We start from the raw sequence: 11741 nt of genomic DNA on the forward strand, positions 1-11741 counted from the left end.
CGACTACCAGCGGTAGTGCGCGAAGGCCTTGTTGGACTCGGCCATCTTGTGGGTGTCCTCGCGCTTCTTGACGGCCGCACCGAGGCCGTTCGAAGCGTCCAGAAGCTCGTTGAGCAGACGCTCGGTCATGGTCTTCTCGCGACGGGCGCGGGAGTAACCGACCAGCCAGCGCAGCGCGAGCGTGTTGGCGCGACCGGGCTTGACCTCGATCGGAACCTGGTACGTCGCACCACCGACACGGCGGGACTTGACCTCGAGCGTGGGCTTGATGTTCTCCAGCGCGCGCTTGAGCGTGATGACCGGGTCGTTGCTGGTCTTCTCGCGCAGGCCCTCCATGGCGCCGTACACGATGCGCTCGGCGGTGGAGCGCTTGCCGTTCAGCAGCACCTTGTTGATCAGGGAGGTGACAAGAGGAGAACCGTAGACCGGGTCGATGATGACCGGGCGCTTCGGGGCGGGGCCCTTACGAGGCATTTTCTACTTCTCCTTCTTGGCGCCGTAGCGGCTGCGGGCCTGCTTGCGGTTCTTGACACCCTGGGTGTCAAGCGAACCGCGGATGATCTTGTAGCGAACACCGGGCAGGTCCTTCACACGACCGCCACGCACGAGCACGATGGAGTGCTCCTGCAGGTTGTGTCCCTCACCCGGAATGTAAGCGGTGACTTCGATCCCGCTGGTCAGACGCACACGCGCGACCTTACGCAGGGCCGAGTTCGGCTTCTTCGGGGTGGTCGTGAACACACGCGTGCAGACGCCGCGACGCTGGGGCGAACCCTCGAGTGCGGGCGTCTTGTTCTTCTCGACCTTGTCCTGCCGGCCCTTCCGGACCAGCTGCTGGATCGTAGGCACTACTTCTCCGGTTTCTGTGTGCCGATGGTGTAGCTAACCTGGAACGTCGCCGACCCACGCGGTCGGGTGTGTCGGATCCTGCAGACTTTCGCCGGTAAGCAAAAGGGGCGCGGATCGCGGTGGCCGGTGTCGGCTCCCTTAGTGCGGTTCAAGGCACGCACGGGAGCCAGGGCACACCCCAGGCACAAGGTAGGAGCCTACCTACCGCATTCGCTGCGGTCAAAACAAATGGGTGTCACCCACGGCTCGGCACGGAACATGCCGAAGCCGCACCCCCTCCGCGATCTTCGAATCTACGGCCCGGAGCGGTCGGCCGGACGGCTCGGAGCCGACGGCCGGAGAGCTCGGAGCCCTCGGCCGGGGATCGCGGAGACCTCTGCTGGACAGCTCGGGACCCTCGGCCGGACGGCCGGGACACTCTGCCGGACGGCACGGGACCCTCAGCCGGACGGCAGTGGACCCTCGGCCGGACCGGCACGGGACCCTCCCCCGGACGGCACGGAGCCTTCGGCCGGGGGACGCGGAGCCCTCAGCCGGACGGCACGGGACCCTCAGCCGGACGACGCGGAGGCCGCTATCAGTCCCAGCAGGATCAGCAGCGCCCAGCCCCCGATGGAGAGCCAGCCGAAGACCAGTCCGGTGAGCGCCATCCCCTCGCCGGCCTCCTCGGTCCGCCGCAGCTCCGCGCGGGCGGTGTGACCGAGGACCACAGCGGGGATGCCGGTGAGTCCGAGCGTCGGCACGGTCAGCAGGCCGCAGACCAGCGCGCCGACCGCCTTGCCGTTGGTCCGCTGCACCGGGGACGGCAGGAACGTCGGCGGCACCGGCCGGAAACCCATCGGCGGTCCCTGGACGGCCGGGGCCGTCTGCGGACCCTGGGGCAGATCGGCGACCAGCAGCATCAACTCGCCCACCGTGCGGGCGTCGTAGGCCCGGGCGACCCGCTTCTCCAGCTCGTCCTCCCGCAGCCGGCCCTCGGCGTAGCCCGCGCGGAGCACGTCCACGGCCCGCTCCCGGTCGGCCGTCGCGGCCAGCATGGAGCCCCCGCCCTGTCCCGGCGACGGCTGGTGCGGCCACTGCCCCTGCCACGGTGTCGGGTACGACACGGAACACCTCCCCCGGCGCCGGAGACCGAATGCCTCCATGATGCTCCAACGCACCGAAAACGGCACCGGTTCCCCACCGATGCCGATCGATACCGAAAGAGGACTGCCACCCCGCCCCCCTGCAGAACAGAACAGAGGGGAACGGGGTGACCGGTGTCAGCGGGTGCGGCGGGCGGTGCGCTCCGCCGCGAACACGTCCTCCAGGCGGAACAGCTGGGCGCGGCCCGCCCTGCCGGCCGCCCGGAGCCGGCCGAGTTGGACCCACTTGCGGATGGTGGCGGGCGCGACCCCGGCCTCCCGCGCGGCGAGCGGTCCGGGGATCAGGGTCGGCGGTCCGGTCCTCGTCGGTGTCGTCCTCGCCGGTGTCGTCATCTTCGGTGTCGTCATCGTCGGTGTGTTCATCGGCTCCACTCCCCCTCGTCCCAGGTGTGCCGGTAGGCCGGGTCGTCGTGGCAGCCGCAGTCGGGTTCCGCGCAACGGCAGGCCGGGTTCACACAGAGCACCGCGCCCCGGTCCGGGAAGGCCCGCAGCGACACCGAGTCGCACCAGGGGCAACGGCCCGCCACCCGTACGACGGTCTCCGCGTCCCCCAGCGCGCGGGCGCACCGCCGCGCCATCCGCCGCGTCTCGTCCCGTACATGCGCCGCGAGTACGGCGTCGCCGGCGACCTCGTCGAGCAGCCCCGCGATCCGCCGCAACCGCTCGGGCACGGACGCCCGCCGCGCCCGCCCCAGCCCGAGCCGCTCCCGCACGGCCTCCTCCAGTTCTACGACGCCGTCCGTGATGTCCCGGATCGTGTCGGAGATGTGCAGGCGCAGCGGGGCCGCGCCGTGGCCGGGGGCGACGAGTCCGTGCCGCTGCTCCAGGAGGAGCGCCTCCGCGCGCTCCTCGCGGAGCCGGTCGGCGAGGTCGGGCGGGGGCGGCGGGGCGGGGGCGCGGTGGGCCGGCGCGGTGCGGCCGGGGGCGAGTTCGACGGCCAGTTCGGGGAACTGCTGGAGCAGCGTGCCGATCCAGAGGGCGGCGTGCGCGGTCGGGTCCGTCGCGGTGGACGCCGGACTCGGGTCGGGCACCGGGCTCGGGTCAGGCAAGGGAGCCTCCCCGCGCGGCGGGCAGTGCGGGAAGCGCCGTCAGGGCGGCCGGAAGGAGGTGCGCGGGGATCTCGACCGGGCGGCCGGAGCGGTAGAGGCGGCCGCCGCAGACGCCGTCGAACCAGTTGTCGGCCGGGGCGACGATCCGCTCGCAGTCCCGCCGTACCGTGCAGCGGGCACAGGCCCGCAGGACCGGGGCGGCCTCCTTGACCTTCTTGGAGAAGACGGCCTTGGGCGGGAGCCCGGCACAGGCGGCGGCGGTCTGCCAGCCGGCGCGTTTGTCGTGGGGGCGGGGTGGTGAGCACGAGTCGGTGGACATAGGGCCTCCCAATGGGTCGGGGCCGGCACGGGTGCGACATGGGTGTGCCATGGGTACGACATGGATCTGGCACGAGCGTCTGGCACGTGCCGTCCAGGTCGTCCAGGTTTACAGATTGCGCGCGCGCTCGCAACGTAAACTTTGGTCACTCGCCTCACAGGAGCGACGACCACGTGTCACGAAACCGGCGATCACACCCCTATCTCCACCGAACCTCCCCTTAATTGGGGCCGTTTTTTCCAGTGCTTGCACGCGAGCACGTAATTCCTTGCGCGCAAGCAAGCTAAACTCGCTGCCATCCAAAGGAAGCGAGCACACAGATGACCAGCCAGGATCTGGACGCGTTCGCCGCGTGGGTCGAGGACCTGATGCGCGATCGCGGCTACGACATCGACAGCCCACGCGGCGGCGGCAAGTCCCGGATAGCGGACGAGGCGGGCGTCCACCGGGCCGCCGTCACCCGCCTGCTACAGCGCCAGAGCATGCCGGACCTGGAGACCACGCGCAGGCTCGCCCGCGTGCTGGGCGTGCCGGTCCGCGACATGCTCATCCGCTCCGGCCGACTGACCGCGGAGGAACTGGCCGACCCCCACGACTACTTGGCCTCCCCCGCACCCGGCGCCGAGTTCGCCCGCCGCCCCACGCTGGAGGAGGTCGCCGACCTGCTGGGGGTGCCGGCCGACCGGCGGGAGATGTTCGTGCGCGTGGTCGAGCAGTTCCTGCCGAACGAGGCGCCGGCGGCGGAGTCGGCACACGAGGACGCACGACTGCTGATCACCGACTGATCACCGACCGATCACCGGTTCGCGGAACGAGGGGACTGGTCCCTCCCTCCCCCGCGCCCCACAGCACCTCCCCCAGCTCCACCGCCCCCACTCCCCCCACCCAGATCCACCCCCACCCAGATCCCGGGCTCCCCACGCACTCTCGGTTTTTAGTTGCGTGCGCGCACGCTCGTCTGTCACAGTTGGTGCAGCGGCGGAGCTGCGCCCGCAGGTCGGCCGCTCAGTGCCTCGTCGCGTCCCGCACGCTCTCCCGAAGCTGCCCCGAGGTGACCCGGCATGACCACACCCACTCCACCGAGCGCCTTCCCCGACGTCGAGGCGATGATCGTCGACATCCTGGAGGACGACTCCCGGCTCTCCGGCGCGATCGTCGCCGTACAGGCGCCGTCGGACTTCGACGGCACGGCCGCCGCCGTGTTCGTCAACCGGCGCGGCGGCGCCTGGGTCGGTGAGCGCCACGTCGACCAGCCGCTGATCGAGCTGGAGGTGTACGGCCCGACCAAGCAGGCCGCGCACGTCCTGGCCAACGACGCCCGTCAGGCCGTACTGGCGATGGCGAACCACAAGTACGGCACGAACCTCGTCACCGAGGTCGAGGAGCAGGACGGCCCGCGCTGGCTGCCCGACTACCTGTACTCCGCGGCCAACCGCTACGTCACGGTGATGAAGGTGTACGTGGACGTCTACTGACCCCGCCACCGATCCCCTGCACCGATCCCCTTCCCGGACGCTCCGCGCCGCCCCACAGACCGAAGGCCCCGCCACCCCCCGGCGGGGCCTTCTTCGTACCCGGGATCTCCCGAGTACGGCAGCACCTAGCTCAACTCACCTGGAAAACAAGGAGATTCACCATGGCAGGAACCAACTCCTCCGAGATCCGCATCGCCGGCGTAGGCCGCCTCTACGTCGCCCCGGCCGACACCGCCGTACCGTCGACGTTCTCCTCCGACACCGCCACGGACTGGGCAACCTGGAAGAACCTCGGCTTCACCTCCGGTGACGGCGTCACCTTCAGCAAGAAGGACAAGCTGGAGCCGGTCGACGTGTGGCAGGCCGTCAGCCCGGTGCACTTCGTGTACTCGGACCGCGATCTGACCCTGAAGTTCTCGCTGATGCAGTTCAACGAGGACACGCTGCCGTTCTTCATGGGCGGCGGTGCGGTGGGCGCGGTGACCGGTTCGACGGGCGTCTACAAGTACGACATCGCCGACCGGCCGTTCGCCGATGTGCGCGCTCTCGGGCTGGAGTTCACGGATGTCCGGGCCAGCGACGGCTCGACCGTGACCTACCGCTTCGGTGTGCCGCGCGGCCAGGTCACGGCGGCCGACGACATCAAGCTGGCCCGCAAGTCGGCGGCCCAGCTCGGCATCACCTACACGGCCATGTCTGCCGCCGACGGTTCGCCGCTGGCCAGCTTCGTGATGAAGGACGCCGCGTACGCCGCGTCCTGACCCACCGGGGTGGGACAGGCGCCCGTGTCTGTCCCACCCCGGGCCCAACTCCCCTCCCCCTGAGGCCTGTTAAGGAGCACTCATCGCCATGGCCCGTTTCGACGTCAACGCAGCCCGCGCCCAGCGGCTCGAAGCCCTCGGCCGCACATGGTCGTTCGAACTCGACACCGAGAGCTACACCCTCCCCACCGAGCTGACCCGCGCCACCGCCAAGGCGCTGCGCAAGCTCGACGACAACGACGTGGACGGGCTGCTCCGACTCCTCCTGGGCGAGAAGCAGTTCACCCGCTTCGAGCAGCACGAGGTCACGATGCAGGACATCGCCGCCATCCTGGAGGCCTACGGCAAGGAGACCGGGCTCGGCCTGGGGGAAGGCTGAGCCTCGTCGGGTTCGTCGACGAACACGCCGAGGCCCTCGAAGCGGACCTGCTCCGCTATTACGGCATCGATCTGCTCGACTGGCACCGTGACCGGCTCTCCGCGCGCCGACTCACCGTGCTCGTACGGCAGTTGCCGCACGACAGCGCCCTCAACCGGGAGCTGCACGGCGAGGCCGCCGACTGGTCGGTGACCGACCATCTGCTGGCCGCCGCCGTGGACCATCTCGCCGCCGCGAACTGGATGTTCGCCTCCGTCAACTCCGAGGAGGGCGACCAGCCGGAGCCACCGGCACCGGTACCGCGCCCTTCCTACGAGCAGCCGGAGACCGGGGACGAGGAGACACCGGACGGGCAGACCGAGAAGACGCCGGCCGCGGACGCGACGCCGTCGACGGTCCAACTCGCCCGTTTCTTCGGCTGATTGTCAGTCCGCCGATCCCGTCTCCTCGTCCCGGCGCCCGCCCGAGGCCCGTCCCTCCAACTCGTCCGCGAGGGCACGGGCCTTGGCGGAGGAGAGCAGGGGACGTTTCTCACTCCGGGCGCCGGGCGGGGCGGGCGAGGGTTCGGACGACTCCGTTCTACGTCCCTTGTCGCGCCCGGTGCCGGCGTTCAGCGGAGGCACGCTGGGCCGCCCGTTGCGCCGTACGACCGAACGCCGTTCGGCGGGTGCGGCACGCTTCTCCCGCATGTCGCGGGAGGTGACAAGGGGACCTTCGGCCTCCGCGTCCGCTACGTCCTTGTCCGCATCCGGTACGTCCGTATCCGGTACGTCCGTATCCGCGTCCGGCAGGGGTGACGCTGTCCCGTCCGCGACGACCCGCTCCCGCTCACCGCGCTCTTCTACCCGCGTCAACTCGGTGGGAGGGCGCAGCAGTTGGACGTAGGGAAGCTGAATGACCTCACCACCCCCACTGCCACCGCTCCCGTACTCACGGGTGCGGCGCGGCCGGCGTCCGGTGCGGGCGTCCTCCTGCCCCTGGAGGTAGGCGGCGGTGATCCGCTGCTCGTACGCCCGCCGCACGGCCGGGAGTTGCTCGTCGACGACGTCGGCCCAACCCGCGCTGTAGGCGGCCAGTTCACGCCGGTCGAGTTCGGCACGGGGCAGGATCACCAGCTCGTCGGGGGCATGGCCGAGCCGTAGCACGAGTTCGGAGAGTCGGGCGATGAGATGTGGTAGGTCGGGAGCCTGTTCAAGCCAGTCGATCACATGCGTCTGCCGCGCGTCGCTCGCGTTCCCATCCACCCCGTAGGCCTTGCTCTCGTCCCTGCCCCACCGCGCCCCCCAGCGCGAGGACGGCCGCCCTGTCGGCCGCCCACCGTCGTAGACGGGCCCTCACATGCCTCGCAGGGCCCGGTAATTCACCTTTCATTCACCGACGGGAGAACGGCCGGATCCTACTTCACCAACCTGGCACAACTGCCACCGCACCTCGCATCACCGCAGGTCCGGACCGCTGAGCGGGTGGCGGTCTTCGGCAAACACGGAACGGCACTCCGGGATTACTCGTACACTAGTTCGAACAGACGCTTCGGACGCCTCGGGAGCGCCACCTGTACCACCAGCCGAGCGGACAGACAGGAAAGCAGGACGACGACATGGCGACTGGCACGAGTCACTCCCCGCAGCAGCCGATCGACACCTACACCCGCCTCGCCCACCTCCTGCACTCCCCGGCCCCCGACCGCACGGCCCTGCTCGACCGGCTGTACGAGGAGTTGCTCACGCGGGAGTCGCGGGCATACGCGGCGGGGTGGACGGACGCGCTCACGGAGGCGGGGCGGGGGCGGGGCGGGCGGCCGTAGCCGATCTCCGGTGCACCCCCGGCCTGGTCGATGCACCCTGCCCCTACTTTTCTGCGACTGGGGGATCGCCGTGAAAGGCAGACGAATACTGGGCACGTACGTGGGGGTGGGCCTTGCCGCCGCCCTGTCGTCGGGCATCCACGCGATAGCGATATCCGCACTCTTCGACGTACTGGTGGCCGGCATCGTATTCGTCGCCGTGAACCAGTTGATCTACGGCTACCCCGACGACATCAGGGGCACCCACCCGATCGTGCTGCTGGTCCTCGGCGTGGTCGGCATCGTGCAGGACACCCTGATCTGGCTGCTCGTCTCCTGGCTGAGCGGCAAGATGCAGGCCGGCTTCCATGTCGACGGCTTCCTGGCGGCGCTGCTGGGCGGCGTCATCGTCCGGGCAACTGTCCTGGTCCTGCTGGCACTTGGCCCACGACCGACGGAGCGAACGCCGTAGCCAGCCGGCCTCGACCGGACCTCATCGGTGAGCCCGGTGAGCCCGGTGAGGTGAACTGTCCGGATCCGCCGATCCGTTGCGGGTGGATCCGGACGTGAGGGAGTCTCCGGGCACGAGGGCGAAGCTGCACCAGACCTGCTTCTCGTCGAACCCGGTGCGATGCCATCCCCACCGCCGCGCCAACGCCTCGACGAGCCGCAGCCCTCGTCCGCCCTCGCTGAACGGGTCGGCATCCAGGGGGAGTTCGGGCACCCGCCCGGGAGCGTGGTCGTTGACCATCACCCGCAGCACCGGCGGAGCGAACTGCCGCCCGGTCCCGAGCGTCAACTCCAGCCCGGCCAGCCCGCCCCCGTGCCGTACGGCATTCGTGCACAGCTCCCCCACGGCGAGCTCGACGGAATCGACCAACTCGCCCAGTCCCCAATGGTCTTGGAGCCATACGCGGGTGCGGTGCCGGGCTTCGGCGACGGGGCGAAGGGGGTCGAGGGCTGAGGTGTCCCAACCGACGCGGGTGGGGGTGGTGTTGAAGGGAGGGAGATCCATCGTTCACCTCGCGGGGAGTCGATGAGTGGCGTGCCTCACAAGCTACCGGGCAATCTAAAACGCGTGCTACCTAGTTCACTAAAACGGGTACTAATCTCCAACTGGGTGGACGCCGTGCCCATCGGTCGGCAAACTGTGCGCGCGAGCGAGGAGTTGATCCATGGCACCCCGACAGACCCCCACCATTCGCCAACGGCGCTTCGGCGCCGAGCTGCGCAGACTGCGTGAGGGCGTCGGCATGTCCGCCCCGGTCGCGGGCGAACGGCTCGGCGCCGACCGGACGATGATCTCCAACATCGAGGCCGGCCGATTCGGCATCAGCGAGGAGCGCCTCCGCCGTCTCGCGAGCATCTACGAGTGCGACGACACCGAACTGATCGACGCCCTCGCCTCGATGACCGGCGGACGTTCGAAGGGCTGGTGGGACGAGTACCGGGGCAAGATCCCGCCGGACTTCCTGGACCTGGCGGAACTCGAACATCACGCCACCGGCCTGCGCACGTTGCAGACCGCCCACATCCCCGGTCTCTTCCAGACCGAGGAGCACGCACGGGCACTGTTCGACCTCTTCATCCCGGCACTGCCGCGCCTGGAGGTCGAGTTGAGGATCGCCCAACGCCTGGCGCGCCACGCCGTGGTCGCCGATGCCCCGGGCGTTCCCTACATCGGCATGGTCCACGAAACGGCGCTGCGCATGCACACCGGCGGCCGCCGGGTCGCCAAGGCCCAACTCGGCCGGCTGCTGGAGGAGAGCGAGCGCCCCAACGTCCGACTGCTCGTGATTCCGTTCACCGCCGAGGGGTTCCCCATGGCCGGCGACACGTTGATGTACGTCTCCGCCGCCAGTCCCCACCTGGACACGGTCGAGGTGGACTCCCCCATCGGCGCGGTGTTCTTCGACTCACCCACCCAACTGGCCAACTTCCGGCGACGGCTGGACTTGGTCGAACGGGTCGCGTTGAATCCGAACAAGTCGAGAGACCTCATCCTCTCGATCGCCGACGACCTGTAAGAGGTGCCCGTGTCCGAGCCGAAGTGGCGCAAGTCCTCGTACTCCGAGGCATCCGCCAACGCCTGCGTCGAGATGGCTGAGGCCGGCCCCCGCATCGCGCTCCGCGACTCGAAGCACCCGGAACTGCCGTGGGCCACCGTGAGCCGGGCGGCGTGGACGGAGTTCACCGGCGCCTTGGGTACCGGCGACCTGCCCAAGCGCTGAGCGGATGAAGGGTCCCCGCTCGTCACATCCACAGTAAGTCTCCGAAATCGAGCGGTGCTTGAGCCGTCGACACCGCGGCGCCGCCCGTCGCCCGGATCGGCGACGGGCAGATACAAGCCGGCTTCGACAGCCGTGAGCGGGCATGCCCGGGATCGCCGATGGCCCATATCCGCCGATCACCTACGGCGGGGCCGTTGCGCACCCTCGAAGCGCCGATTTCCGCACGAATCCCCAGCGGACCAGGGCCGGCAGCGCCTCTGCCAAGAACCTCGGCCCCGAGCCGTCGCGCGCCGGGAAACCCGGACGGAGTTCCCGGACGCCCCGCGGTCAGGCCGACTGAGCACGATGCCATAGCGGTGGGCCGGACTCCTGCGCCCTCCGGAAACTCGGACTCCGTTAATCGCTGAACTTCCCTCTTCCGCCGCGGGGTTTCCGCACGCGACTTCCTGTTACGCCGAAGGTTCAGGGTTTGAATGTAAAGAAAACCACCATGAGCCCCTCAGCGGCGACCCCCGCGGCGGCGCACAGAAAGAACCTCATGAACGAATACCCGGTCAGCCGCTGTCGCCATCCGAGGAAAAACGCGAAAGCAAAGTAGAAACAAAGCAGTCCAGCAATGAGGAAACAGCTACCGATAACCCAGAAAAGGAAACCCATCATCTCTCCCCCTCAACCCCATATTCTCATATTGGATCTTCGAGGGTACCGAGAATCCGCCACACGAGCAAGACCCAGAACGGGACAAAACCGCAAGTGAGAGATGCCAACGAGGAGCAGATCCATGGGAAAGCACACCACGGACGAGGTGTACGACCGTCTTGCCGAGGTAAAACAGAGGCTCGAAGAGAACTCCAGGTCCGACGTCACCACAGGTCACTTCGACTCGAAGATTGCCGACCTGAAGGCAGCGATCGAGAAGGGCACAAATTCCTCCGGATCGGCCGAAAAGAAAGAGGACAAGAACCCGAGCGGTTGGGAACTCCTCAAGGAACAGCCGCTCGTCAGTGAAATTCTCGCGTTTTTCAAGCAGATCGTGGCTGTTTTCCAGGGCAAGGACCTTCTGTCGCAGATCATCCTGGCCGTCGGCGTTGTCGGCGCCGCCGTCGCTCTCGTCGGCAAGGTTCGCACGCTGATCACCGGTTTCGTCGAGAAAATCAAAGGCGCCCTGACGGCGTTGAAGAACCTGATGCTGAATGTCACGGGCCGGCTCCCGGGAGGAGATCGCCGGTACATCGGACGCGACGACAACGGCCGACTGGGACTCCGTCCGGAACGTACCTCTGGGGAGATGCGGCAGGCACAGCAGGCAGCCAGTCGGCAGTTCCGTCAACGGACGGGACAGCTCGGCCGCGGCACCTCGGGCGTGCCCTCGGCCGGCGGCGCGCAGGCTCTCGGGCAGGCCATGAGCAGGGTCAACAGCGGAATCGAGGCTTTCGACAGGCTCAAGTCGAAACTCCCCTCCGCGGCCAAGATGAAGCGGACGGCGAGCGCGACGAACCGATTGAGCGAAGCGCTGGAGAAGGTGACCGAACGACTGCGTCCTGCGGAACTCGATGATCTGACCGAAGCCACGGGCCGGCTCACGCAGAAGATGTCCGCCTTCGATCACGAGAAACTCCCCAAGCCCGGAGCGCTGCGAGACATCTCCAAGGCGGCCAAAGAGCTTCACGCCAACGGGGACAAGGTCAAGGAGATGTTCCAGAACCTCGCCACCGCGTCCACCCGTGCCGCTGACTCCATCGGCGCCTGA

At 68.7% G+C, this 11741-nt stretch carries 18 protein-coding genes; 10 read left to right on the plus strand and 8 right to left on the minus strand.

The features are described 5' to 3' along the window. Window positions 1-3: 3 nt before the first annotated feature. The 6 genes from rpsG to ACIRRY_RS25265 form a co-directional block, all read right to left on the minus strand. Window positions 4-474, minus strand: coding sequence for a 30S ribosomal protein S7 (rpsG, locus tag ACIRRY_RS25240; protein WP_005481264.1), 471 nt, complete (start codon window positions 472-474; stop codon window positions 4-6). 3 nt (window positions 475-477) lie between these two features. Continuing rightward, window positions 478-849 carry a 30S ribosomal protein S12 gene (gene rpsL / locus ACIRRY_RS25245; RefSeq protein WP_003948652.1) on the minus strand — a complete coding sequence of 124 codons (372 nt, stop codon included), beginning with the start codon at window positions 847-849 and terminating at the stop codon, window positions 478-480. A gap of 551 nt (window positions 850-1400) precedes the next feature. Then, complete coding sequence (locus ACIRRY_RS25250) at window positions 1401-1955, minus strand: DUF1707 and DUF4190 domain-containing protein (protein WP_403976611.1); 555 nt, start codon at window positions 1953-1955, stop codon at window positions 1401-1403. Between the two features lie 156 nt (window positions 1956-2111). After that, window positions 2112-2327 (minus strand): hypothetical protein, encoded by a 216-nt coding sequence (locus ACIRRY_RS25255; protein WP_403976992.1) that lies wholly within the window; start codon window positions 2325-2327, stop codon window positions 2112-2114. 26 nt (window positions 2328-2353) lie between these two features. Beyond that, window positions 2354-3043: a hypothetical protein gene (locus tag ACIRRY_RS25260; protein ID WP_403976613.1), complete on the minus strand. Its 690-nt coding sequence runs from the start codon at window positions 3041-3043 to the stop codon at window positions 2354-2356. Further along, entirely contained in the window at window positions 3036-3362 is a 327-nt protein-coding gene (locus tag ACIRRY_RS25265) for a WhiB family transcriptional regulator (protein ID WP_403976615.1), read from the minus strand. The genes ACIRRY_RS25260 and ACIRRY_RS25265 overlap by 8 nt, the downstream gene beginning before the upstream one ends. A gap of 320 nt (window positions 3363-3682) precedes the next feature. On the opposite strand from ACIRRY_RS25265, the gene ACIRRY_RS25270 reads away from it, so the two are divergent. The 5 genes from ACIRRY_RS25270 (at window position 3683) to ACIRRY_RS25290 (ending at window position 6399) form a co-directional block, all read left to right on the plus strand. After that, window positions 3683-4147: a helix-turn-helix domain-containing protein gene (locus tag ACIRRY_RS25270; protein WP_403976617.1), complete on the plus strand. Its 465-nt coding sequence runs from the start codon at window positions 3683-3685 to the stop codon at window positions 4145-4147. Between the two features lie 276 nt (window positions 4148-4423). Beyond that, window positions 4424-4837, plus strand: coding sequence for a hypothetical protein (locus tag ACIRRY_RS25275; protein WP_403976619.1), 414 nt, complete (start codon window positions 4424-4426; stop codon window positions 4835-4837). 161 nt (window positions 4838-4998) lie between these two features. Continuing rightward, complete coding sequence (locus ACIRRY_RS25280) at window positions 4999-5598, plus strand: phage tail protein (RefSeq protein ID WP_403976621.1); 600 nt, start codon at window positions 4999-5001, stop codon at window positions 5596-5598. An 88-nt stretch (window positions 5599-5686) separates the two neighbouring features. Continuing rightward, window positions 5687-5977, plus strand: coding sequence for a hypothetical protein (locus ACIRRY_RS25285; protein WP_200691634.1), 291 nt, complete (start codon window positions 5687-5689; stop codon window positions 5975-5977). Window positions 5978-6042: 65 nt separating this feature from the next. After that, window positions 6043-6399, plus strand: a complete 357-nt coding sequence (locus tag ACIRRY_RS25290; protein ID WP_403976994.1) for a hypothetical protein — start codon at window positions 6043-6045, stop codon at window positions 6397-6399. Between the two features lie 3 nt (window positions 6400-6402). Here ACIRRY_RS25290 and ACIRRY_RS25295 read toward each other — a convergent pair whose 3' ends face one another. Beyond that, on the minus strand, window positions 6403-7221 hold the full coding sequence (locus ACIRRY_RS25295; RefSeq protein ID WP_403976623.1) for a hypothetical protein: 819 nt from the start codon (window positions 7219-7221) through the stop codon (window positions 6403-6405). Between the two features lie 353 nt (window positions 7222-7574). On the opposite strand from ACIRRY_RS25295, the gene ACIRRY_RS25300 reads away from it, so the two are divergent. Both ACIRRY_RS25300 and ACIRRY_RS25305 read left to right on the plus strand, forming a co-directional pair. Beyond that, window positions 7575-7781 carry a hypothetical protein gene (locus ACIRRY_RS25300; RefSeq protein ID WP_033279999.1) on the plus strand — a complete coding sequence of 69 codons (207 nt, stop codon included), beginning with the start codon at window positions 7575-7577 and terminating at the stop codon, window positions 7779-7781. 70 nt (window positions 7782-7851) lie between these two features. Beyond that, on the plus strand, window positions 7852-8232 hold the full coding sequence (locus tag ACIRRY_RS25305) for a phage holin family protein (protein ID WP_403976625.1): 381 nt from the start codon (window positions 7852-7854) through the stop codon (window positions 8230-8232). A 21-nt stretch (window positions 8233-8253) separates the two neighbouring features. Here ACIRRY_RS25305 and ACIRRY_RS25310 read toward each other — a convergent pair whose 3' ends face one another. Next, window positions 8254-8775 carry an ATP-binding protein gene (locus ACIRRY_RS25310; RefSeq protein ID WP_403976627.1) on the minus strand — a complete coding sequence of 174 codons (522 nt, stop codon included), beginning with the start codon at window positions 8773-8775 and terminating at the stop codon, window positions 8254-8256. A 160-nt stretch (window positions 8776-8935) separates the two neighbouring features. Between ACIRRY_RS25310 and ACIRRY_RS25315 the strand changes: the two genes are divergently transcribed. The 3 genes from ACIRRY_RS25315 (at window position 8936) to ACIRRY_RS25325 (ending at window position 11741) form a co-directional block, all read left to right on the plus strand. Then, window positions 8936-9787, plus strand: coding sequence for a helix-turn-helix domain-containing protein (locus tag ACIRRY_RS25315; protein ID WP_403976629.1), 852 nt, complete (start codon window positions 8936-8938; stop codon window positions 9785-9787). Window positions 9788-9796: 9 nt separating this feature from the next. After that, window positions 9797-9991, plus strand: coding sequence for a DUF397 domain-containing protein (locus ACIRRY_RS25320; protein WP_403976631.1), 195 nt, complete (start codon window positions 9797-9799; stop codon window positions 9989-9991). 781 nt (window positions 9992-10772) lie between these two features. After that, window positions 10773-11741 (plus strand): hypothetical protein, encoded by a 969-nt coding sequence (locus ACIRRY_RS25325; protein WP_403976632.1) that lies wholly within the window; start codon window positions 10773-10775, stop codon window positions 11739-11741.

Source organism: Streptomyces sp. NPDC101776 (genome assembly GCF_044766845.1).
Classification (GTDB): Bacteria; Actinomycetota; Actinomycetes; order Streptomycetales; family Streptomycetaceae; genus Streptomyces.

What these genes read in the sequence shown, in the direction of transcription:
- ACIRRY_RS25325 (WP_403976632.1), top strand. Translation starts at nt 10,773, where the DNA reads ATGGGAAAGCACACCACGGACGAGGTGTACGACCGTCTTGCCGAGGTA.
- ACIRRY_RS25265 (WP_403976615.1), bottom strand. Translation starts at nt 3,362, where the DNA reads ATGTCCACCGACTCGTGCTCACCACCCCGCCCCCACGACAAACGCGCC.
- ACIRRY_RS25255 (WP_403976992.1), bottom strand. Translation starts at nt 2,327, where the DNA reads ATGACGACACCGGCGAGGACGACACCGACGAGGACCGGACCGCCGACC.
- ACIRRY_RS25275 (WP_403976619.1), top strand. Translation starts at nt 4,424, where the DNA reads ATGACCACACCCACTCCACCGAGCGCCTTCCCCGACGTCGAGGCGATG.
- ACIRRY_RS25315 (WP_403976629.1), top strand. Translation starts at nt 8,936, where the DNA reads ATGGCACCCCGACAGACCCCCACCATTCGCCAACGGCGCTTCGGCGCC.
- ACIRRY_RS25300 (WP_033279999.1), top strand. Translation starts at nt 7,575, where the DNA reads ATGGCGACTGGCACGAGTCACTCCCCGCAGCAGCCGATCGACACCTAC.
- ACIRRY_RS25280 (WP_403976621.1), top strand. Translation starts at nt 4,999, where the DNA reads ATGGCAGGAACCAACTCCTCCGAGATCCGCATCGCCGGCGTAGGCCGC.
- ACIRRY_RS25270 (WP_403976617.1), top strand. Translation starts at nt 3,683, where the DNA reads ATGACCAGCCAGGATCTGGACGCGTTCGCCGCGTGGGTCGAGGACCTG.
- ACIRRY_RS25285 (WP_200691634.1), top strand. Translation starts at nt 5,687, where the DNA reads ATGGCCCGTTTCGACGTCAACGCAGCCCGCGCCCAGCGGCTCGAAGCC.
- ACIRRY_RS25310 (WP_403976627.1), bottom strand. Translation starts at nt 8,775, where the DNA reads ATGGATCTCCCTCCCTTCAACACCACCCCCACCCGCGTCGGTTGGGAC.
- rpsG (WP_005481264.1), bottom strand. Translation starts at nt 474, where the DNA reads ATGCCTCGTAAGGGCCCCGCCCCGAAGCGCCCGGTCATCATCGACCCG.